Below are 23,546 nucleotides of genomic sequence, written 5' to 3'. Positions count from 1 at the left end.
TATTGATCCTATAAAGAAGGACTTATTATTATATGAACGGATAATGAATTAAGTGTGTATCAATTAGAGGGGAATTTTATTTCTCTACGCCTATTTTAATCTACAGACAAAATTATGTGAAAAGTAAAAAGAAAATTAATAAGTTAATGCTATTTTATTTAAAATATAATCCCAATCGGAATCATCACCTTCCCATCTATCCTGATAACGTGGGAGTTCAATTGAACAAACCCTCGGTATGCCCCAATTTTGTTCAACAATATTAGATAAACCCTCCTTAAAATTAACGATAAGAATATTAAAATCTTTATTTGTAATTTTGGATAATACGTTCTGTAATTCAACTGCTTCATCTCGATTTCCCCAAATTCTAATGAATAAAATGGATTCACTACTAGTTATTTTTTCAAGGAATCGATTAATTTTAGTGTCTAATTTAGCTTTAAAAGAAGGATAGATTACTTTCCAATCCTCATCTGAGTTAATAGGAAAGTCATGCATTGAAAAACAATTATAATAAGTGTCCTTTATACAGTAGGTAATTCGTTCTGCCCATTTAGTCTGATTATCAAATTCTGATTCAATAAGACCGTAACTTTCTGACCCTTCTATGACCATATTTTCCAACTTCATAAATTTTTCAAATCGATTTTGAAGTAATCTGTTTACATCTGAAAGTGATGGATAATAAAACCAATCTAAAGGTCCAGAAAATGTTCTTAGATGGTGCCTTTTGGTTTGGTTGGTAACTTGACACAATCCTCCTAAACTTACAATTACGCTATAGGATTTTTGTATATCTTCTAGGTTCATTCTCATCATCCTTTTTATAAAAAAATTTAAATTATCTGTTCAGTATATGATGCAGTAATATATTGATGTGGACCTATATATCCAAGTATATAGAGCTAAGACATTCGTACAAACTTAAAAAGATAAAATTACTAAGTTAAGAAATTTCATCTTTGATGTTATATCATGGAGTTGCCATTGGAATGAAAGTAGTAGGGATATTACACGAGGGTTATATATTCTCCAGTAACTTAAATTAGAAACCTGTCCTTGTTTACTGTAGTAAAATTGTAATCCTTTTAAAAAAATCCTTAGATAAAAAGAAAAATCTATTGGTTAGCATTTAACCAGTAGATTTTTCTTTGAATTAGCATCTTTTACATAATAATTATTGAAGAGGGATAATTCCATTAAGAAATGCTATTAAATCCCAGACTAATTTCTAATGGTCCCAGTGTCTTTTATTTTGACGTGTGTCTTTACATTTATTTTAGCCTCTGCTAACGCTTGCAACCAATTTCCTTTTACTTTTTTCCACTCTTTATATTGATAGGCTCTAGCATATAGGGATAATCCGATTGGATCAATTTTATTCTGCTGTATTTCATTTAATATATTTTGTAAATTATTATTAATTTCTTTTTGAATAGCACTTTTTAAATTATTTATATTTTTTTTATTATCATAGTGCCCCTTAATTAAATTCGGATTGGTTTTTTCTATTAAAGCTACATTGGCATTGATATCGAGATTAAATACAAACTTTCCGTTTTGAAAAGTAACATCTACCTTCCTTGTTGCGTTCTGTACGAAGATAGAAGTGTTTGTTTTTTTGTTGGATTTTTTAGGAGGAAGCGCAAGGTGTAGTATCATTCGGCCGTTACTCTTTGGCTTATTTATAAGATTGAAAAATTTAACATCTTTTTTAGGGAGATGAGTTAAATATTTCCCTCGGCGATTTAAAAATGCAATTCCTACTGTGTCGATTTCATTCTTTGTTTTTTTGATAATTGGAACAGTTTGCGTCATTCCTTCTTCATTTTGTTCTCTCATTAATTGTTGAATTGTAGAAGAGACGGATTGGTTATTTTGAATGGAGGATTCGATTACACCGTTTATATAAGATGATAGTGATGGTTTACTAGGCTTATGAATTTTAAAAATTTCTTCTGCAGGTCCATCTACAAGTACTACTTTAGCATTAATGGTAGCGTAAGGATCACGGTAAGAAGAATCAAGTTCCTGCAACCAATTTGTTTCTTGCGCTAATTTTTTCCCAATTAAAATGATTTCAGCTTTGGAAGCTGTCATATAGCCCGTTAACTTCGTATCTATCTTACTGAATCCAGTATACACAGTTGATGCTTGTGTCCAATGTTCTATAGTACTTTTTGGCTGTTTATGATGAAAGAGTGGTATGCTTGTTCCAACTTTTATGTCTCCATTAGGGGTTCTATCCAAGCCGATTAACAGGATTAATGAAACCTTCTCAAGAGGAATTCTCTGACTACAACCAATTATATATACACAACAAATTACAATCCATATCCATTTTCGAATCAAAGTTGTTTCCTCCTAGTAACCCAAGTAAAAAGAATACTGTAAACGAAAAATAAGATCGGTAATAGAATAAAGAAAATGGTATTTAAGATATCCAGAAGAGAATATATAAACAAATATTGATCCACATCGGGATTTAGGAAAATAAATAGGCCAACTATAAATAACATAAAAGCAAGCAGCGCCCAATTTCGGGCGTTTTTTTGAAGTGATATGGTCATAGATTCAAAACTGAAAAATAAATAAGGATATAAAGTAGTGGAGAATACAATTAAATAGTAAGCGATATAAATAATTTCTAATCGTTCCATGAAAGAAAAACGAACCCCTTGTAACAAATGAAATACGGGCCAAATTACGTCTTTTATCCCCTCGGGACTAAAGTATATATAAGAAAGAATAGTCACATATAGATAGAAAATCATGGTTCCAGTATTAGCTATTAGTAGTCCTTTTATGGCCTTTTGTTTTTTTTGTAAGAACGGATATATATAATATGCAATTTCTAAGCCAGCATAAGGAGTAATAGTTTCTTTTGTTGCCTTTAAAATAGGGTATAATCCCTCTTTAAAAATAGGTAGTAGGTGTAAAGGGTTGTAGTTACTCTTTAGTGAAAAAAGAAGAAATAGTGGCATCCAAGTAGTGAAGAAGAAAACAAGCATAGAATAACTAGTAAGAGCCCTTAACCCACTCAGAGCTAAAATAATAAAAGGTAATAGTAATAATATGGTGATTTGATAAGCAGGAGTGGAAGGGAATATCCACACTTTTACAATATCAGTTGCCTTTAATAAAGTATTAAAGCCAGCAAAAAATAGATAAAAGGCATATAAAAGAAAAAGAATTGTCCCTATCCATTTACCAAAGTAAGTTTTTAAGATTTGTGAGAAATTTTTGTTAGGATTTTTTTGTAACATTAATATAATAAATACGCCGATTATAGAAGTAGCTATCCATCCAAGAATGATTGAAATCCAGCCATCTGTACCAGCCGTAGTAGCAAGTGGGCTTGGCATAATTAAAATACCAGATGCAAGTTGCAGTGAATGAATGAAAATAATAAATTCGAATAAAGTTACTTTTTGGAATTTAAGATTCCCCATGTGAACCACCTTCTTTTTTCTTTCTTTGTTTCGGCTGACCTGTACTAGAGCGGCTGGTAAGCATAGAAATAGGAAATCTTACAAAAGAATCTTTTAACTCTAGGAGACGAAACGGTGCTATTGGCAATCCGTATGGTGAACCATAGGAAGTTAGTGAAACAAAATGAGCAAATAAGAGCATTAATCCACTAACAATACCTACAATCCCATAAAAGTAAGCTAATAACATCATTGGAAAACGAATAAGGCGTATAGAACTTGATAAATCATAATTAGAAACAATAAATGAAGCAATGGCTGTAATAGATACGATAATAACCATAACGTTACTAACAAGACCTGCTTGAACAGCCGCCTGTCCAATTACAATCCCTCCAACAATTCCAATAGTTTGTCCAATTGGTTGTGGTAAGCGAATACCAGCTTCACGTAGCATTTCTAGCGTGATTTCCATTATAAAAGCTTCCAATAAGGGAGAAAAAGGGACTTTGACTCTTGACGTTGCAATAGAAGTGTATAAATCTATAGGAATGATTTCAAAGTGAAAAGAGACTATAGCTATATAAAATGCTGGTAAAAAAATAGCTATAATAAATCCTGCAAATCGTAATAAGCGAAAAAATGATGCAACGAGCCAATGAATATTATAATCATCTGGAGTTTGAAAGAATCCAATTAAATTCATTGGAACAATCATTGCGCCAGGGGATCTATCCATTAACACTGCTACTTTTCCATCAAGTATATGATTTGAAATAGCATCTGGGCGTTCGCTTAAATAAGCTTGTGGAAAAGGAGACCAATTTTGATCCTTTGTAAAATTGGATAGCTCGCCAATGCTTAATACTGCATCTGTTTTAATTCTACAGATTCTGTTTTCTATTTCTTGGACTACATCTGCGTTCGCAACATCACCTAAGTAAATTAAATAGACTAAAGAAGTGGCCCGTTCTCCAATCGTCAGCTTTTTGATTTTTAACTCTGTAGAAGGAAGATATCGACGGATTAAGCCTATATTTTTTGTGGCATTTTCAATAAATCCATCATGGGATCCTTTAATAGTAACTTCTGAAATTGGTTCTTGAATTGCTCTTTCTGCCCAGCCTTTTGTATTTATTAGAAGTGACCGCTTTTCTCCTTCCATAAATAGAACGCATTGACCCTCAAGTAATCCTTCTTTAATTTCATTCCATGTATATACTATTTTGGTATGAGTAGCAATAATATTAGAATTAAATATTTGACTGTCTTCATTTACTTCTTGTAATAGTGGTGTAACAACATTGCCTTTTAAAGCGACACCATCAGTAAGGCCTTCAAAGTAATATAGTAAAATATTTGTGTTTGTTTTTAATTGCAAAGGGTGTTCAATTAAATCTGCACTAATATCAAAGATATTATCTAATGTATTTTTAAGTTCTTTTAAGTTACTTGTTTGGATCTTTTCAATGTTTTTATCTGTTTTAGTTTCTAAGGCCTCTTCATTTAAGGACAAAATTGACACCTCTTTAATATATAACGATTAGTTGTATTTATTATTTTTATAAGATGGAATTTTATTCACAAATTTAAACAAATTGGGAATTGGAATTAATAATTGAGAGCAAAAAAGTAGAGGTAATTTGTGGGGAAATCTAAGTATCAAGATAGAATTGAAATTTGAATGATTATAATAAAAAAGAACCCTTGATAGGCTCTTTTTCATAGTTGGTAAATATATTGTCAACAATAGAGGATAATTAAGGTAGTAATTTAGATGTCTTTAAGTTAATTAGCTGAATTTTGTAGGAAGAATTGTTTTTTCATACCTTAATGCTCGATTAAAAAGGACATTACATTTATTTGGGTGTTCTAGTGTATTTGAACTTTGCATGCTAAAAAATTTTGTTTAGGGACAAAATGTTTTTTTCTGAATTAATAGAAAAATTAATGTGCAAAATTCCTATTGGTTATTTTGGTAGGTATCAAATATTTCTTTGGCCTTATTTTCTTGATGTTACCGTACATTTATATGCTTCTAAGGGAAAGAATTACTTTCATTTTTATTACCCTCTATTGTTTGATTAAGATGGTAACATGAAAATGAAACGTTTACAACCAGAAAATAAAGAAAAAATATTAAAATACGACTTTTTTCGACAATTTTTCTACGTTGATACCCAATATTTTTATAGGAAAAGGTGGAGGGAAACGTACCTTTTCCTATAAGATGTTTTGTAGGAATTAGATATAACTAAAGTAATAATAGCCTAAAATTAAAATGAAATTCAATGAATTTGAGCCCAAAGTCATGAAAACCATTGATAACGTTATAATTGAATTTTTGAACCGTAAGAGTTGTAAAAGTATGGTCAAACTTTAGTCCACTTTGCGTTTCTTCCTTTTGTAACTAGCTTAATATGGCCAAATAATTGCAAGGAATTTAAAGCCTTACTAATTGTACTCTCTGCAATGTCTGGATATGTGTTACGAATACTTTCCTTAGTAAAGGGTTGTTTTTGTTTAAGTATAAAATCCTGAATTCTCTCAACTTTAGTATGTTTACATATAGAATCTAGAACGGTGTTATGCAGATCTTTGTAAGCCTCTAATATAATAGTTAAAAACGTTTTTAACCAAAAGCTACTATTATGTTCCTCGCAGTACCAATTTACCGAAGATTTATAAATCGAATTGTAATATTCGGATTCATTTTTCTTAATATACTTATCCAAACATACATATTTTACAAATGTATGTCCACTCTTAATTAGCAACAACTGCATTAACATAAATGCTAGCCTGCTATTACCTTGATTGAAAGGGACTATGCAATAAAAATTTAATATAAAACGAGCTATTAATAAAAGCGAATGTAGCCCCTTACTAGTATTTAATGAGTTGTATTGATCACATAATTGCTCCATAAACTGTGGAATGAGTTCATGTGGAAGAATGCGGTAACTATTCAAGTGCATTCCATGCTCAGGAATACCTGGAATAATAAAAGGTTTTTCACGCCATTTGGCACTGTCAGAGGTAAGATAATGTATTAGTTGAAAATGTAATTCCTGTATAGTTGCTGGATTAATTGATAAAGTACAGGAGTTTTTATGTACAAAAGAAAGTGTTTGATAATAACAAAAAATAGCATCTTCCGAAATATTTTGAGGTACTATATCATCTAAAATAAGTTCTTTTAATCTTTTATTAGGAACTTTTATATCCTCATAAATAGTAGTGAAATTTTTTATGTAATGTAGTGGTATAGTTTTTTCTAAACTATTAAATATGTCAGGATTTTGTTCCTGATAAGCAGCTAATTTTCCTTTGAATTCGCTAATTTCACTTATTAAATTAATTAACCTCCTTTTTAATTCAATATTTTTATACTTATCATCAAAAAAGTCTCTCATTTTTGTTCCCCCTGTAACCCCTTAACACGTTGTTGCATATATCATTCCATTCTAAAGGTATTCCACGACATCATTGTAAAATAACGACATTTTTGTTTTGATTTTGATCGTGTTTCAGAATCTATATTTTTATTTGGTATTTAGAATATAGAAAGTATAAAGAAGAATCGTTAGGATTCAATTTTAATAGGCATAATCCTAACATCAAATGTACAAATGTACAATAAAAAAATAAAAAGAATAAAACTATCGACTATTTTGAAAGATTATTAATTAATTGTAGGTATAGATGTGTTTTAGTTTGAGAGTAAATATTGAAGTGGTAATAAATTTTTCATGGTTGAAAAAATAGATAAACTATTAATTTGTGACAGTTATGTGCCTAATCTATTCATTTGCTATGATGAGAATTCCAAAATTAAATCCTAACGAGCTTAATTTTCTATATTTAGCATAAAGATTAGGGGAGGTATGTTGATGAAATGTACCATTAAATATAGATATATGTAACGTTCAACACTTGTATTGTAAAATATTTTGACATGAGTTAATTTAAATACTAGGTACAGGAGCATTTAATAAAAATTCGGTAAAGTACCCTTTAAACGTTTCACCCTAAAAACGTTTATATTTATTGGATTTCAAGCACACTGAAGTTTTTTGTTTGTTCCTGTACCTTATTAGGTAAAAATAATACAATAAATTGATAGAATGTTAAGAGGGAATTGGATTTTCAATTCTCTTTTTCTTACTTTACATTATCAATCTCTAGATGATTTGTTTAAAGTAAGGATTCAGAGGATAGAAGATGACTATTCAAAAGTACATAAAGTTAAGTTGGATATCTTAATGATTTTATTGTGTTTTTAGGGTTTAGAAAATATGTGTGAATTTAGCCTTGGAAATGACTTATTTGTATGTTATATAGCAGAAATGTGAAGTCTGGAAGAGACTGATTTAATTAGTTTCTTCCAGACTTTTTTACTTTAAAATTGTATTTTTTCAGCATGAGGGTAAATATAATTCTTTAAATTAATATTTGAATTTTTTGTGAAATAATGTAAGGATTTTATTCCTCTATTAATACATAATGTTACAAAATAGAGTTATTGTATTTATTTTATTGATATATGAGATTAAAAATAATAATAAATGTATCAATGTATGAGAGATATTAGTATATTTAATAGCAATTTGTTCGTTTATCTCTATATTGCTATTATATTAGCGATAACAATAATATATTGGGGGGACAAGAATGAATTTAAAATTAACATCTAAATTTGAAGGATTAAGAAAAAGTAAAAAAGGAATTGGTGCCTGTATTTTAGCTGCAGGGGTGACGGCTATTACAATGATACCTCAAAGTGCGTATGCACATGGATTTGTTGAAAAGCCAAGCAGTCGTGCTGCTTTATGTAGTCAGAATTATGGAGCATTAAATTTAAATTGTGGAAATATAATGTACGAACCTCAAAGCTTAGAAGCGCCTAAAGGATTCCCAGATGGTGGACCGATTGATGGGAAAATCGCTTCGGCAGGAGGACTGTTTGGAGGGATTCTTGACCAACAAACATCAAATCGCTGGTTCAAGAATACGATTAAGGGTGGAGCAAATACATTTACATGGAAATATACAGCTGCACACCCTACAAGTAAATGGCATTATTACATTACAAAAAAGGGATGGGATCCTAATAAACCATTAACACGTGCTGAATTAGAACCAATTGGAAATGTGAAACATGACGGTTCTGCCGCATCAAATAATTTAACACATACAATTAATGTACCAACTGATCGCAATGGTTATCATGTTATTTTAGCTGTATGGGATGTAGCAGATACGTCAAATGCGTTTTATAATGTAATTGATGTAAATCTAGTAAATAATGAAACTCCCGATACAGTAGCTCCAAGTCAACCAACTGGATTAAATGTGTCTAAAGTTACTGCCAATAGTGTTGCACTAACATGGAAGGCCTCTACGGATAATATAGGTGTAAAGGAATATCAAGTGTTACGCAATGGGGAAGTAATTGATACGGTACCAGGTACAACATTTATTGATAAAAAACTAAAAGCAAATACGGAATATACCTATACAATAAAGGCGTTAGACTCTGCTGGAAACATATCAAAAGAAAGTGAAGAGCTAAAGGTTAAGACAACAAATGAAATCCCAGATATAGAAGCTCCGACTCAACCGAAAGGATTACATAGTATGAGTACAACAGCAACAACTGTTGACTTGATGTGGAGTCCGTCTGAAGATAATGTAGGCGTAGACCATTATATTGTATATAGAGAAAGCGCTGGAGTTATGAATAAAATTGGGACAACGGATAACACATCCTTTATGGATAAAGAATTAAAGGCTAATACATCGTATAAATATGTAGTGACGGCGGTTGATTTAGCTGGAAATGAATCTAGTAGAAGTGATATTTTGAATGTAACAACAAAGTCAGAGGATTTCACATATGAAAAATGGGATGCGAGAAAAGCATATACTAAAGGTGATAGAGTAGTGCATGAGGGGAAAGTGTATGAAGCAGTTCAAGATTATCAAGGCAAAGGTGACACAAATTGGATTTTTGCCCTATCGCTTTGGAAGCCAGTTTTGAATAAATGATAAGTAGGAAAATGTAGTTAACATTTTTGATTTTTTCTTTGAAAGTAAAGGGTCGTTCCAAATATAAATCCCCTAATAGTTTAAATGATATGCTAATAAATTTAATCACCATCATAATGTTTACGAAATGAAATCAGAAAAGAATCCCAATGGTATTCCATCAAAAAGGAACTCCAATGGGATTCTTTTATTTTCTAATTTGTAATAGCGTATATTTTCACAGTGAATTTGCTAGTGGCACCAATTGGACTTGCGATATAATATTTAGTATTTGAGTAAGCCTCAGTCCTAGATTCATGTGAAATATTTTTCCAACGAATAGAATCGGTACCTAAGGAAACATCAATCATTACATTGAAAGAGATAGTAGAAGGATAATCTTTCTCTGAAGGCTCAATAACCCATTTTAATTCTTTAGTCCCTACAGGTAAATTATCAATTTTAAAGTTTTGACTAGAACGATTTTGTTGTCCAGATAAAGGACTAGATTCGGATGGGATTTGCGAAATTAATATCTCTTTTTCATTCGAATGTACACCATTTAATTTAATGATACTATCAATTAAACCTGGCCCAGGAAAATCAGCTGCGATAATACCAGAATGTCTAACTCTACCTTGTTGTAAGAGTTCGGTCCCAAGTGTATTCATCCCACCATAATATACTTGCCCATTTCTATCGCGGGGGAAATCACTCCACGCATTAGTGTAATTCGTTTGAATCAACTTAGGGCTACTATCAGTATTTCTATTCTCTTTTCCGCTTGCAACAAACCAAGGATATACATTATTTAAAAATGCGGCTGCACCACCCGTACCACTAAAATGGTTAAGATATATTTTTCCATTATTAAAGTTAGTATTTGCACTTTGTAGATGAGTTTTTATCGCATTCCATTTTTCATATATTTCGTCTGGTCCGCTTCCAATTTCAAATTTATCTTGTATATTCAAACTATCGTAATCAATACCGTATAATTGAGAGGATGTAAAGTTTTGTAAGACTACAATTTTACCTCGGATATCTCCTAAAGTAGGGTTGTTTCTGTCTATAGCTGGTACGGAATTAGGATCCCAAAAATATGAAGCATTAACGTTTTTATATTTTAAAAATATTTCCTCAAATGATGGAGATCCACTTTCAGGTGTAGTTTCTTCTTTTAAGCGCATTAAAATTGTTTCAGTCGGATAATCTTTTAAAAATTGAATTGCATCTTTTAATACATCTTCAAACACTGCTTTTTGATTTACAATGCCATGGTACATTGCAAAAGAATCTTTTACACGTTTCACACGCATATCTACATATCGAATTCCAGAATTTAATTGTTGGGGTAGACTCATAGTTTGATTTCTTGTCAAATTTTCATCAAGAAAACTTGCGCCATGTAAAGCCATGGTACCATGAGTTCCTGGAATAGATATTTCACTTAATTTTGTTGAATCAGCTACTTCTGACATCCATGATGGATTCTGATATCCTATATTGGTTTCATAGGAATAACCTGGATGACTATCAGCTAAAATAGTAGATGGTGCACTTAAACTTGCTAGTGTAAAACAAGTAAGGATGTTAACTTTAAAGAAATTTTTCATTTTTATTTTGTTCATTTTATCTCTCCTGACCTTTAAATAATAGCTATAATAAGATGGTTTTTGACTATATTTATTGTTTTCTATTCCTAATGTAATGAATTTTTGTAATTGAAAAAGGGGTAGTGAGCTAACTTGAGATATTATAAGTTTACTGTAATGAATTGTATCTAATAGCCAAACGGATTCTTAAAGAATAGTAGCTTGAACTACCCCCACTTTCACTTCTAAATGAAGTGAAGAGGGGGGAGTTCAAGGGGAGTAAGCTTTTGAAGGGATTTTTAAATGTAATAATTGATCCATTAACTGATTCTTTTCTTGCTGGAATGCTAGCTTTTATAATAATGAGAAAGAATCAAAGTTATGATGTATTGAAAGAAAAAAAGCGTAATAATTTTCCGGACCTTGGTTAAATTTAAAATATTCTAAATAATATTTTAAATCTTGAAATAGCAGGTGAAAATAATAAGCACTCCCGTAGGAGTGCTTATTCAAATTCGATTTCTGTTTTACCATCTGATGTGAAGTATCTTATGGTTGTTTTGTCGTATTCTTGCATGCCACTCTGCGCAACGGCGTCTTTTAACTTTGTTCTCGTTCTGTAGCCAAAATTTTTCCGTAAGCCTTCGTCAGCATTTGACAATGCTGTTTTGTCAACGAAAACATATAAGACATACAAGTTATTTTCTTTATTTAATTCAACCGCTGTTACAGTACCACCGAAATATTCTATAATCTCTTTGGTTCTACGTTCAATACTTTTCGTCATTCGTGTCTGCTCATCTTTTGGTTGTTCTGTTTTCACCGTTGTTTGTTGTGTTTTTGGCTGCTCCTTTTGAACCATTTCTTTTTCGCCGCAACCTGCTAACATTACAGCCGATAAACCAACTACTAATACTGATTTCTTCATCATCTAAATCCTCCTAATGCTAATATCTAAATATTATCATACAATGAAATTTATTGCTGAATATGGAGTGACATGTAATGCTTGTCGTGGGTATGAATTATGTGATGTCACCTATTGTAACAGTTAAAATGTTAGTACTTATCTTTCTTAATAACATTATATATTTGGCTTCGTGAAAAGCATTTTAATGGATTGTTTTAGCTTAATATAAAAAGAGGACGCATTATTATTTACGTCCTCTTTTTATTTTTATTTATTAGATAAGTTTAAGCAGAAACTTTTGTTTTAATTATGTCGATTCACGGATAATTAAGTTTGTAGGATATTCAATAATTTTACGTTTAATAGATTCATCTGTATTTATATATAGTAGAATCTCGTTAACGGTACGTTTACTCAGTTCAACAATTGGAATATCAATGGTACTAATTGTTGGAGTTGTAACTGTACAAATTAATTGATTATCATAACCACAAACAGCTAAGTCAGTTGGAATAGAATACCCTTTTATAGTAGCTCCTTTAATGACTCCAGCAGCAACTTGATCATTTCCAGTAAATAATGCAGTAGGTCTATCCTTTAATTTATCTAATTTCTGAAAAATTCTAAATCCATCTTCAATAGTAATTGCATCTCCAAACAGCCAATTTTTATTGAATGGTAATTGCTTTTCTTTTAAGGCATGCAAATATCCTTGTTGGCGTTTTAATTGTGCTTGACTATTAAGAGAATCAAAACAAAAGCCAATTTTTTTATGATCTTTGTTTATTAAATATTTAACAGCTTTGTATCCAGCCTCAAATTCATCGTAACAAATTATTGGAATAGGTGCATTTTCCTCATACTCATTACAAAGTAATATGGGCCCATATGCTAAATAATGCTCTATATTTTCCCAACTATTTTCTAGGGATGCGAGAATTACACCATCTACAGCTTTATTCTTTAGTAATGAAAGTAATTCTAGCTCTATTTTTTTCTCATAAAAAGTCTGATAAATTAGCAATTTGTAATTGTGTTTTAATAATTCTTTAGAAATTTCTCTAGCTAATTTTCCGAAAAAAGGATGATCTATATTTGGAATTGATAGAGCAATGGTTTGTGTCTTATTTATCCTAAGATTCCTAGCAATAGAACTAGGAGTATAGTTGAATTCTTGCATTACTTTTATTATTTTCTCACGTTTTTCTGAATTTACATATGGATGATTATTTAGAACTCTTGAAACCGTAGCATTTGATACATTACATAATTTAGCTATTTCGTTAATTGTTACCATAGAGAAACCCTCCGTAAAAAAAATGTTGACATGTAATCGATAACATAAAATATAGTCTACTCATGATTTTCAAAATAATTTCTTAGAGGTGATTTAACGTGAAAACTCTTACTACAATTTCTGGACATAGTAAAGACAATTTAGCTTTATTAAAGTGCCTACAGGGGGAAACAAAAGAAAAAGAATTTGAAATTAGTAATATATTGCCGAATCACAAGATGAAAGAGAAATTATTTAGGGAAAATAAATTGAAAATAGATATTGATATAGAAAAAGATATTTTCAATTATAGCAGAAAAAATATACAGAAAATAGAATTTATGCCAGTTAATCGGTTGATTTCTCAAGATGAGGTTGAAAAAATTATAGGAGTTTTAAAAGATGTCTTACCGACAGGTCAATTTACAAGTGGACCATTTTCAAAAAAGCTAGAAGAAGTAATCGGAAATTATTTAAATAAAAAGTTTGTAATTGCAACAAGTAGTGGTACAGATGCCCTTATGGTGTCATTGTTATCTATTGGTATTCAGCCGGGAGATGAAGTAATTATGCCAGCTAATAGTTTTGCTGCTACTGAAAATGCCGTGTTAGCAGTCGGAGCAAAACCTATATTTGTAGATATAGATCAGCAGAGTTATTGTATTGATCCATCTAAAATAGAAGAAGCTATAACCAAAAAAACTAAATGCATTTTACCTGTACATTTGTATGGTAAACAATGTGAAATGAAAAAAATTCGTGAAATTGCGGATCTATATCAATTAACAGTTATTGAAGATGCATGTCAAGCTATTGGTTCTTCAAATCTTGGAGAATATGGAGATATAATTGTCCTTAGTTTTAATCCATATAAGAATTTTGGTGTATGTGGTAAGGCAGGTGCAATAGTTACTAATAATGAAACTCTTGCAATTCGTTGCAATCAATATAGTTATCATGGATTTGAGATTGATAAAAAAAATAAAAAGGTATTAGACTTTGGATTCAATTCTAAAATTGATAATTTGCAAGCAGCTATTGGTTTGGAAAGAATTAAGTACTTATCATATAACAATTTAAAAAGAGCGTATTTAGCTCAACGATATATACGTGATTTAAAGGAATTAGAGGATAGAGAATTAATTAAGCTACCTATGATGACAGAAGATAATGTCTGGCACCTTTTTCCGATTAGAGTTGAAAATGGAAGAAGAGACGAGTTGAAAAATAAATTGTACCAAATGTATAACATTGAAACAGATATTTATTATCCGGTATTATCTCATAAACAAAATACTAAGTGGATAAAGGAAAATGATTTGCAAAACAATATATTAAATACAGAGCAAGTTCATAAAGGAATATTACATTTACCTTTACACCCAAATATGATGTTAGAAGAGCAAAATTTCGTTTTGGAGGGATTATTCAATGTCAATAAGTAATGAAGTTTTAAAGTCTTTAAATTTTGAAAGACTACCACAGGTTAAAAAGCCTAAATATGTAGTGTTCTGTGATTTTGATGAAACTTATTATCCTCATAACATGGATGATTCTAAAAGAAGCAATATGAAATTGTTAGAAAAGTATTTGTATGAACAAGGAAGTAAAGGGGATTTAGTAATTGGTTGGGTAACGGGAAGTAGTTTAGAATCCATTGTTGAAAAAATGAAAAAGGGTGGTATTCAGTATTTCCCTCATTTTGTGGCGAGTGGATTAGGTACAGAAATAACGTACTTTGATAGTAATGGGACTACTATAGATGATCAAATTTGGGAGGAGAGAATTATAGGGGGTGGTTTTGATTCTTCAAAGATTGAAAGAATTCTTAAATTGCTAGAATCAAAATATGAAATTTTTTTAAGACCTCAGACACAATTAGGAAGTTCTAAGTACAAATTTAATTTTTATTATGAAGAGCAAAATGAATTTATTGATGCAAAGAATTTAGAAAAGATAGAAGAAATCGGAGAAATATTCCAAGTGGGAGTTAATATTAACAAATGTAATCCACTAGCTGGTGATCCAGAAAATTGCTATGATGTAGATTTTATTCCACTTGGAACAGGTAAAGATGAGATAGTGAAGTTTATTTTAGACAAGTACGAACTAGATAAAACAAATGCCATTGCTTTTGGAGATAGTGGGAATGATTTAAGAATGCTACAAGCTGTAAGACATGGTTATTTAGTAGAAAATGCAACAGAAGAAGCCAAAAACACACACTCAATGTTAGCTGAAGGTGAATACTCGATTGGAATTTTAAATACTCTAAAGCACATTATTAATTAAAAGGGGATGTTCATATAATGAATATTGGGATTATAGGTGCAGGAAGTATTGCAAGAGCTCATTCTAGAGCATTATCAACTGTTGATAGTTGTAAATTAGTTGGAGTGTATGATGTTAATAATGAGAATGCCCAAAAGTTGGTAGGGAATTTTGGTGGGAAGGCTTTTAATAGCTATGAAGAGTTACTTGAAGTAGTTGATGGGGTAATAATATCTTCACCGAATTTTTGTCATAGATCTCAAGCTGTTCAAGCGTTATTAAAAAACAAACATGTGTTATGTGAAAAGCCAATGGCAATTTCTTGTGAAGAAGCAAAATACATGATGACAATAGCAAAAAATACTAATTTAGTCGCTTCAATGGGGTTTAACTATCGCCACCTATCTTATGTTAAGGCTTTAAAACAATTAATTCAAAATGAAGAATTAGGGGAAATAGTAGTGGTAAGATTGCATTTTAAAAAGAATAGCGCTTTTAGGAGAACTTCGTTTACTTGGCGAGATGATTTTCAAAGTAATAGAACTAGCGGGGCCTTGGGAGATTTAGGAATTCATCTAATAGATTTATTATGGTTTTTATTTGAGAGTGATTTTAGAGAGGATACTGTTCGAACTAAAATTAAAACAAATGTTAAGGAAAAAGAAAGTAAACCAGTTTTTGTTGATGACTATGCTGAGGTTTATGGCCAATTGAAAAATAAGGTTTTTGTTAATATTACAACATCTAAAAGTTCATTTCTTGACGATTGTGGTTTTAGTATAGAGGTAATAGGTACGAAGAAAGAATATAAGTATTCTTCTAAAGAGCCAAATAAATATATACTCTTTGATGGATTGGAAAAACATGAAATCCCGCTACCATTACCTTTACTAGTCGATCCAGAAAACGAGATTTTTGAATGGTCTGATTCTTTTAGAAGTGAAATTATAGAATGGGCTAAGGCTGCGGAAGGTGGGCCAAATAAGTCTGTAGCAACATTTGAAGATGGATTTCGTTCACAAGTAATATTGGATATGTTTTTTGATAAAAGCAGTAGTAATAAAGAACGATCTGTAGCAACTATTTAGTTTTATGGTAAAAACAGGGGTTTAAAACTTTTACTTAAATCCCTGTTTTTATTTTGGATTGGAGTTGAGAAAAGGTGCGGTTAATATTTTATTATGGTTGCTTGTTTTATTTTATTGTAGGAATAATACATGTTTGCATAGGTAGTTTAATTCCTTCATTAATACAATATTATGGAAGAACCCCTGATCAATTAGGTGTTTTAATATTTTTTCAATTTACGGGTTTTTTATTTGGTGTTCTAAGTTCACCCATACTAGTAAGAAAGTATCATTATTTTAAAACAATAACATTAGGTGTTTTAGTAATGTCCATCGTCCTAGGAGGTTTTATATATATTAAAGAATGGGCATATTTAGCCGTTATTTGCTTTGTATTAGGCTATGGAGCAGGTTTGTTAGAAACTACGGTGGGTTCCTTTATTATTTCAGCAGAAAGGAATAGTGCTGCTAAATTTAGTATTCTCGAAGTATGGTTTGGGGTTGGGGCGCTAGGATTTCCGTTACTAGTTAATTATATTACAAAATTTTATGAATGGTATTTTATTCTTTATGGGATATTACTATTCTTTATTTTTACACTATTTGTTTGGTACATGCTTGGACGTACAAAATTTCTAAATTTTTCTCCTCAAAAAAATGAAAAGGGAGGAGCATCCCTTTCCTCATTCACTCTTAAATTTAAAAGTGAAAAGATGAAAGTTATAGTATTTATTTCACTTTTTGCATTCTTATATGCAGGCATAGAAACCAATCTTGCAAATTTTTTATCTACAATAATGATTCTTACCAATAATGAATTAATCAGTTCAGTAAGTATATCTTGTTTTTGGCTAGCCATAGTTATAGGAAGAATACTTGTAGGTAAGTTTGCTCATAAATTTAATTATTGGACATACATTACATCTAGTTGCTTTACATTAGTGATTCTATTATTTCTATTCCCCTTTGTTCAAGGTACAGGTATGTATTTGTTTATCATCTTCATTATTGGTTTAGTTATAGCGGGTGTTTTTCCAATAACATTAATCTTAGCTTCCCGTATTATGGAAAATAATATTGATGAAGTGACTAGTTTATTTATTGCATCGGCCAGTTTAGGGGGGGCACTAGTATCTTTTCTAATTAGCTGGAGTCTGTCATTAAATACTATAAAGGTTACTTTTGGGATATTTTCACTTTTCGCATTTAGTTTAGGTTGTATTATTTTAAAAATGAGAAAAATTTCCACTTACAGTAATGAAAGTACCAAAAAAGTTGAAAATATGAAAAATTTATAGAAAAATTTTTATAATGTGAAAAAGGTAATTATATTTGGAATCCCCAAAAAGATTGATAAAGTTAAAAATTCTGTATTTGATCTTTGTTTTATATATTGTAGCCTGTAATATATAAAACAAAGATACATTAAAAATAAAAATGATATGCAACAGTGACCAGTTCTCAGGTGATTGAATGTTATGATATGAAAAGTTATTTTAATTAGCTTTTCAGATTAATCTAAGAGGGGTTTGTTATTGAATGGAGATAAAGATTAGTAAAAAGGATAAGATTGATATCTCTAAAAAATTAAAGTCTTTTTTAGCTGAACAATATTCACTGGAATTGGGTAAATACATAAGCTATGAGTTACTTGAATTCATAATAAAGGAATTAAATCCACATTTTAATCAAGTTACTATGGATAGGTTGGAAATGTTGTTAAAGAATATAGAGAAAGATATATACAGTCAATAGACTTTAAAAAACTAAGGTATCATTTTAGATATCTCAATACCCATTGACACTCCTACTCCTAAAGGAGCCAGCTGACTAACGTCAGTGGGATTCTTGCTACCAAAGGAGAAGTCCATTTCTGGTATCGCTGACGTGCAAGATTGCGGTGTGCCATCAACACTCCCGCGACAGACCATATAGGTTCGTGGGCTTTCCCATATCATAAATTCTGTAAGAATAGAATAATTAAAGCGTTACAAAACACCCAGCCAATTTTATTAATTATAAAGGATGGGTGTTTTCATTATATAGGATGTCATGAAAAACCTGCCGATGAAAGTCTATATTAAAGACTGTCTTGCATTTTTGTATGCTATATCATTTTCTATAACAACTAATCATATATAGACTAAATCCTCAGACGAACAGTTAATAAATGACGGAATAGAATGAAAATTAGAAAAAACGCCGCAAAATGGTAGAATATGGTTGATTAACCTATAGATGAATAATCAATAAGTCTAGTATTAAAGGGGGAATTAATTTGGGTAATAGGAATAAAAGAATGAAAATTTATTTTCAAAGGTTAGTAGCTGTAAGTGTTTGTTTTTTGTTAGTTTTTCTGGGGAGCAATTATTCAAAAGCCGAAACTGTTGCACCTATAACATTAAATCCTAAAGATGTAGAAGCATTCACCAATAAAGTAATTCCAGAGAAAATGAAAAAAGAAAATGCAGCTGGTGTAGCTCTTGTCGTTGTAAAGGATAATCAAATTTTATTTCAAAAGGGATTCGGATTTTCCGATAAAGAAAAGAATACTCCTATCGATCCTAAAAAAACAGTTTTTCGATTAGCGTCAATATCAAAAGTTTTTACTGCTAGTGCTGTCATGCAGTTAGTTGAACAAGGAAAAATTGATTTAAATAAAGATATAGTAAATTATATGGGGGGATTAAAGTACCAAAATAACATGAGTGAACCAGTTACAATGGAGCATTTACTTACCCATACAACAGGGTTTGATTACGTAGATCCAAGACCAGAGGATATCCATTATCAAGATAATGATTATACAATGCTTAAAGACTATGTAGAAGAAAATATGCCCACAGTAGTGAGAATGCCAGGAGATACATATACATATGATAATTTCGCTTCTATGCTTCAAGGGTATATTGTTCAAAATTTGACAAATACACCTTTTTACAAATATATGGCCAAAAATATTTTTTACCCTCTAGAAATGCATAATAGTAGTTTTGTTATGACTAATTTTATTAAAGAAAAGCTTGCAACAGGCTATGATGCTAAAGGCAATGCCATCCCATTTTATCAAACAAGACCAACACACATGCCACAAGGCAGTATGTTTTCTACAGGAAGTGATGTAGCCAATTTCATGATTGCTCAATTGAATAATGGTAAATTTAAAAATAACCAATTACTACAAAAAGAAACCGCAGAAGATATGCAAAAAACAAAATTTGCTTTACATCCCAAATACCCTAATATGACATACGGATTTGAGTTCTTTTCACCACAAAGCCATAATGGGCAATATGTTTTTGGTAAAGGTGGAAATATACCAGGCTTTTCATCTTTAATGTGGTTAATTCCAGAGCATAAAATTGGAGTTTTTGTTGTTACAAATAAAGATAGTTCAGCACTTCCTGTTGAAGTATTTGATGATTTTATGAATAACTATTTCCCAGATAAAACAAAGCCTGAATATTTAAACCCTAATGAAGAAGAATTAAAGAAATTTGAAGGTGTTTACCGAGATTTGAGATTAAAAAACCTAATGTCACATGTAAACATAAGTGAAGGAAAGTTATATGTAAGTGATAAAGTATATGGTAAACAGGAGCTAAAACAAATAGACCCTTTACTATTTGAGGATGAAAAAGGAAATTATATGGCATTTAAACTTCACAAAGATGGTACTGTGAAAGAAATGATACATTGGAACTCTGGCAGCTCAGCGGTGAAGTTAAGTGAGCCCGAGAGATTTAAAGACGTAGATGAAAATCATCCGTATGCTAAGTTTATAAATCCTTTACATCAATACGAGGTATTACAAGCAAATAGGGAGGGGAATTTCACTCCAGAATCTTCTCTTACACGAGCAGAATTTGCATATTGGTTATCTCAAATTGCTTACTTTACGCCACCTTCAAAAAAAGAACCAGCGTTTTCTGATGTGAAAAATCATCCGTATGCACCACATATTCAAAAGTTATATGAGATTGGTATTTTATATGAAAAAGAAGGGGAACAATTCCATCCAGACCGTGCAATTACTAGACAAGAAGCAGCATGGATTACCTGGCAGTATTTAAAAATGTTAGGAGCGCCATCTGCAGATGCAACATTAAAGGGAGAAACTGATGATTGGGCAATAGAATCCGTGAAAAACATTGTAGGTCATCGTTTAGTAGGTCCTGAGGTTATATATAATGAAGATGGATCAGCAGATTATCTATCAAAACAAAGTATGAAACGACAAGAAGCAACTGCATTGTTATTTTATGTTTTGTTATCTAGTTAATTTGTTTTGAGGTAAATTTCACAAAAAGAAAACATCTAAAGAGCTTGAAATAATACACAGAAAAAGAATAGTCTTCAACCAATGATTTATTGTAACAAACAGGGTGGATGAGTTATAACTATACTCCAAATCTTAAGTAGAGCTGTTATTAGAAGGATTTCTTAAGTGTTTTATAATGTAAGGAGCTCCTTTCAAGGGAGCTTTTTTTATATTATTATTATTAATTTCATGTACCGTAATTATTAATAATAATATAAAAACCTATAACAAGGGGACTCAGTCCAAGCCAGGTCACAGTAATACATTAGTTACCGCCTTTCTTTTTTTGAAGGAGATTTTTGTATTTTGGGTAGCGCAACATTGCTATCAAGTTAAGATTATACAAAGTCAATTCAAGGCGGAATTGTTTCCTTTTTCTAAAGGGAGAGTATATTGCTTTATCTATTGTAAATAATTTTGAGTCCGATAGATTTTTTATTCTTGGCATAAAATTAAATCTTAATAAATGGGTAAATCCAAAAATCTATTTTGTGTAACCGACTGTGTCTGTATACAACAATAGGACTTTACTTGGAGTGATAGGTATGATAGGCTCGTTATTCAGAAAAGATTCCAATTGAGAAAAGCACATCCATAAAGGAGGGTTGGTAACCATGAGTGATAAAGTACTTATTGTGGAAGATGAACGCGAAATTGCCGATTTGGTTGAGCTATACTTGAAAAGCGAGAATTATACGGTTTTCAAATACTATACCGCCAAAGAAGCGTTGGAATGTATAGACAAGAATGTGCTTGACCTTGCAATATTGGATATCATGCTTCCCGACGTAAGTGGTCTCACTATCTGTCAAAAAATAAGGGACAAGCACACCTATCCAATTATCATGTTGACGGCGAAAGATACGGAAGTAGATAAAATTACAGGGCTAACAATTGGTGCGGACGATTATATTACAAAACCCTTTCGCCCACTAGAGTTAATTGCGCGAGTCAAGGCGCAGTTACGCCGATATAAAAAATACAATGGAGTAACGGCACAGAACGAGAATGTTATCGTTTACTCTGGTCTTGTCATTAATATAAGCACGCATGAGTGTTCACTGAACGAGAAACCGTTATCTCTCACTCCCACCGAGTTTTCAATCCTGCGTATCCTCTGTGAAAACAAGGGGAATGTGGTTAGCTCTGAGCAGCTGTTTCATGAGATATGGGGTGACGAATATTTCAGCAAGAGCAATAACACTATCACCGTGCATATCCGACATCTGCGAGAAAAGATGAACGACACCGTTGATAATCCGAAGTATATAAAAACGGTATGGGGGATCGGCTATAAAATTGAAAAATAAAAATAAAAATAAAAATAAGAATAAAAAAATCGATTATTCAAAATTAAAACGAAAACTCTACCAGTATATCCTTGCGATTGTCATGGCAGCAGTTGTATTTGTGCTGTTTTTGCGTCTATTTATCCAAGGGACACTTGGGGAGTGGATCGTACGTTTTTTGGAAAACAGTTATCACTTAGAGCGTTGGGATGCAATGATAATATATCAGTATACTATACGGAACAATATAGAAATTTTTATTTATGTGGCGGTTGCCATTAGTATTCTTATTCTATGTCGCGTTATGCTTTTAAAATTTGTAAAATACTTTGACGAGATAAATACCGGTATTGATATACTTATTCAGAACGAAGATAAACAAATTGAGCTTTCTGCGGAAATAGAGTTCATGGAACAGAAGCTCAACACATTAAAGCGAACCCTTGAAAAGCGAGAGCATGATGCAAAGCTGGCCGAACAAAGAAAAAATGAAGTTGTTATGTACTTGGCACACGATATTAAAACGCCTCTTACATCAGTTATCGGTTATCTGATCCTGCTTGACGAGGCACCAGACATGCCAAGAGAGCAAAAGGCAAAGTATGTGCATATCACGTTAGACAAAGCGTATCGCCTAGAACAGCTAATCGACGAGTTTTTTGAGATTACGCGATATAACCTTCAAACGATTACGCTCACGAAAAAGCACATAGACCTATACTATATGCTGGTGCAAATGACTGATGAATTTTATCCCCAGCTTGCCGCGAAGGGCAAACAGGTGGTACTCCATGCTTCTGAAGATTTGACCGTATTTGGTGACCCTGATAAGCTAGCGAGGGTCTTTAACAATATTTTGAAAAACGCCGCTGCATACAGCGAGGACAACAGCGTAATTGACATTACGGCGGACCTCTCTGATGATGTGGTATCCATCGTTTTCGAGAACGACGGAAACATCCCGAAAGATAAACTCGCTACCATATTTGAAAAGTTTTACAGATTGGATGATGCCCGTTCTTCTGATACGGGCGGCGCGGGACTTGGATTGGCGATTGCAAAAGAAATCATTGTTCAGCATGGTGGACAGATTTACGCGGAAAGTAATGATAACTCTACGACATTCACGGTAGAGCTTCCAGCCTTCCAAGACTTGGTTGATAAAGGGGGTTCTTAGAAAATAATCATTGTTTCTTAAGGAATTCTTAAGGTTATCTCTACTTTTTCTTAGGAAATTAACAATTGAATATTAAAAAATGGCTCGTTCTTATGCGGTAGACTTAAACCATAAGAACGAGCTTTTTTTATTTCGTCAAAGAAAGATATGATAACTTATGCGTGGATTAAAATAGC

18 protein-coding genes and 1 pseudogene are annotated in these 23,546 nt (G+C 31.7%); 10 read left to right on the top strand and 9 right to left on the bottom strand.

What is annotated here, in order from left to right; genetic code table 11:
* Positions 1-135 precede the first annotated feature (135 nt).
* The 5 genes from DM800_RS20000 to DM800_RS19980 form a co-directional block, all read right to left on the bottom strand.
* On the bottom strand, positions 136-813 hold the full coding sequence (locus DM800_RS20000; RefSeq protein ID WP_088065113.1) for a papain-like cysteine peptidase: 678 nt from the start codon (positions 811-813) through the stop codon (positions 136-138).
* Between the two features lie 414 nt (positions 814-1,227).
* Positions 1,228-2,355 carry a Ger(x)C family spore germination protein gene (locus tag DM800_RS19995; protein WP_147787437.1) on the bottom strand — a complete coding sequence of 376 codons (1,128 nt, stop codon included), beginning with the start codon at positions 2,353-2,355 and terminating at the stop codon, positions 1,228-1,230.
* Positions 2,352-3,455 carry a GerAB/ArcD/ProY family transporter gene (locus tag DM800_RS19990; RefSeq protein WP_147787436.1) on the bottom strand — a complete coding sequence of 368 codons (1,104 nt, stop codon included), beginning with the start codon at positions 3,453-3,455 and terminating at the stop codon, positions 2,352-2,354. Before DM800_RS19990 ends, DM800_RS19995 begins: the two co-directional genes overlap by 4 nt.
* Positions 3,442-4,950: a spore germination protein gene (locus tag DM800_RS19985; RefSeq protein ID WP_147787435.1), complete on the bottom strand. Its 1,509-nt coding sequence runs from the start codon at positions 4,948-4,950 to the stop codon at positions 3,442-3,444. The genes DM800_RS19990 and DM800_RS19985 overlap by 14 nt, the downstream gene beginning before the upstream one ends.
* A gap of 856 nt (positions 4,951-5,806) precedes the next feature.
* Positions 5,807-6,850 (bottom strand): Fic family protein, encoded by a 1,044-nt coding sequence (locus DM800_RS19980; RefSeq protein WP_147787434.1) that lies wholly within the window; start codon positions 6,848-6,850, stop codon positions 5,807-5,809.
* A 1,258-nt stretch (positions 6,851-8,108) separates the two neighbouring features.
* On the opposite strand from DM800_RS19980, the gene DM800_RS19975 reads away from it, so the two are divergent.
* The gene (locus tag DM800_RS19975; protein WP_147787433.1) at positions 8,109-9,485 is read left to right on the top strand and encodes a lytic polysaccharide monooxygenase; all 1,377 of its coding nucleotides are present in this window, start codon (positions 8,109-8,111) and stop codon (positions 9,483-9,485) included.
* Positions 9,486-9,679: 194 nt separating this feature from the next.
* Here the strand turns inward: DM800_RS19975 and DM800_RS19970 are convergent, their stop codons facing one another.
* Positions 9,680-11,095: a phosphatidylinositol-specific phospholipase C gene (locus DM800_RS19970; protein ID WP_147787432.1), complete on the bottom strand. Its 1,416-nt coding sequence runs from the start codon at positions 11,093-11,095 to the stop codon at positions 9,680-9,682.
* A 251-nt stretch (positions 11,096-11,346) separates the two neighbouring features.
* Here DM800_RS19970 and DM800_RS29300 point away from each other — a divergent pair, with 251 nt between their 5' ends.
* A complete protein-coding gene (locus tag DM800_RS29300; protein WP_179955696.1) occupies positions 11,347-11,490 on the top strand; it encodes a hypothetical protein in 144 nt (47 codons plus the stop codon).
* Positions 11,491-11,564: 74 nt separating this feature from the next.
* Here the strand turns inward: DM800_RS29300 and DM800_RS19965 are convergent, their stop codons facing one another.
* Both DM800_RS19965 and DM800_RS19960 read right to left on the bottom strand, forming a co-directional pair.
* On the bottom strand, positions 11,565-11,990 hold the full coding sequence (locus DM800_RS19965; RefSeq protein WP_137052977.1) for a hypothetical protein: 426 nt from the start codon (positions 11,988-11,990) through the stop codon (positions 11,565-11,567).
* A 286-nt stretch (positions 11,991-12,276) separates the two neighbouring features.
* Positions 12,277-13,266: a LacI family DNA-binding transcriptional regulator gene (locus DM800_RS19960; protein WP_147787431.1), complete on the bottom strand. Its 990-nt coding sequence runs from the start codon at positions 13,264-13,266 to the stop codon at positions 12,277-12,279.
* Between the two features lie 98 nt (positions 13,267-13,364).
* On the opposite strand from DM800_RS19960, the gene DM800_RS19955 reads away from it, so the two are divergent.
* The 6 genes from DM800_RS19955 (at position 13,365) to DM800_RS19930 (ending at position 20,865) form a co-directional block, all read left to right on the top strand.
* On the top strand, positions 13,365-14,690 hold the full coding sequence (locus tag DM800_RS19955; protein ID WP_088063400.1) for a DegT/DnrJ/EryC1/StrS aminotransferase family protein: 1,326 nt from the start codon (positions 13,365-13,367) through the stop codon (positions 14,688-14,690).
* Entirely contained in the window at positions 14,677-15,537 is an 861-nt protein-coding gene (locus DM800_RS19950) for an HAD-IIB family hydrolase (RefSeq protein WP_088063401.1), read from the top strand. The genes DM800_RS19955 and DM800_RS19950 overlap by 14 nt, the downstream gene beginning before the upstream one ends.
* A gap of 17 nt (positions 15,538-15,554) precedes the next feature.
* Positions 15,555-16,604, top strand: a complete 1,050-nt coding sequence (locus DM800_RS19945; protein WP_088122150.1) for a Gfo/Idh/MocA family protein — start codon at positions 15,555-15,557, stop codon at positions 16,602-16,604.
* A 74-nt stretch (positions 16,605-16,678) separates the two neighbouring features.
* Positions 16,679-17,881, top strand: coding sequence for an MFS transporter (locus tag DM800_RS19940; protein WP_147787430.1), 1,203 nt, complete (start codon positions 16,679-16,681; stop codon positions 17,879-17,881).
* Between the two features lie 241 nt (positions 17,882-18,122).
* Positions 18,123-18,338, top strand: a complete 216-nt coding sequence (locus DM800_RS19935; RefSeq protein WP_098858456.1) for a DUF2164 family protein — start codon at positions 18,123-18,125, stop codon at positions 18,336-18,338.
* Positions 18,339-18,882: 544 nt separating this feature from the next.
* Positions 18,883-20,865 (top strand): serine hydrolase domain-containing protein, encoded by a 1,983-nt coding sequence (locus tag DM800_RS19930; protein ID WP_147787488.1) that lies wholly within the window; start codon positions 18,883-18,885, stop codon positions 20,863-20,865.
* A 421-nt stretch (positions 20,866-21,286) separates the two neighbouring features.
* Here DM800_RS19930 and DM800_RS29970 read toward each other — a convergent pair.
* Positions 21,287-21,418, bottom strand: a pseudogene (locus DM800_RS29970) (Tn3 family transposase); the annotation flags it as partial.
* A 100-nt stretch (positions 21,419-21,518) separates the two neighbouring features.
* Here DM800_RS29970 and vanR point away from each other — a divergent pair.
* Together vanR and vanS are read left to right on the top strand one after the other, a co-directional pair.
* Complete coding sequence (vanR, locus tag DM800_RS19920; RefSeq protein ID WP_147787429.1) at positions 21,519-22,214, top strand: VanR-ABDEGLN family response regulator transcription factor; 696 nt, start codon at positions 21,519-21,521, stop codon at positions 22,212-22,214.
* The gene (gene vanS, locus DM800_RS19915) at positions 22,204-23,370 is read left to right on the top strand and encodes a vancomycin resistance histidine kinase VanS (protein WP_147787428.1); all 1,167 of its coding nucleotides are present in this window, start codon (positions 22,204-22,206) and stop codon (positions 23,368-23,370) included. The genes vanR and vanS overlap by 11 nt, the downstream gene beginning before the upstream one ends.
* Positions 23,371-23,546: the final 176 nt, after the last annotated feature.

The sequence above is a fragment of the Bacillus sp. AY18-3 genome, assembly GCF_008042305.1.
In the GTDB taxonomy this organism is placed as follows: Bacteria; Bacillota; Bacilli; order Bacillales; family Bacillaceae_G; genus Bacillus_A; species Bacillus_A wiedmannii.
This window is presented reverse-complemented; position numbering and strand designations above follow the sequence as displayed.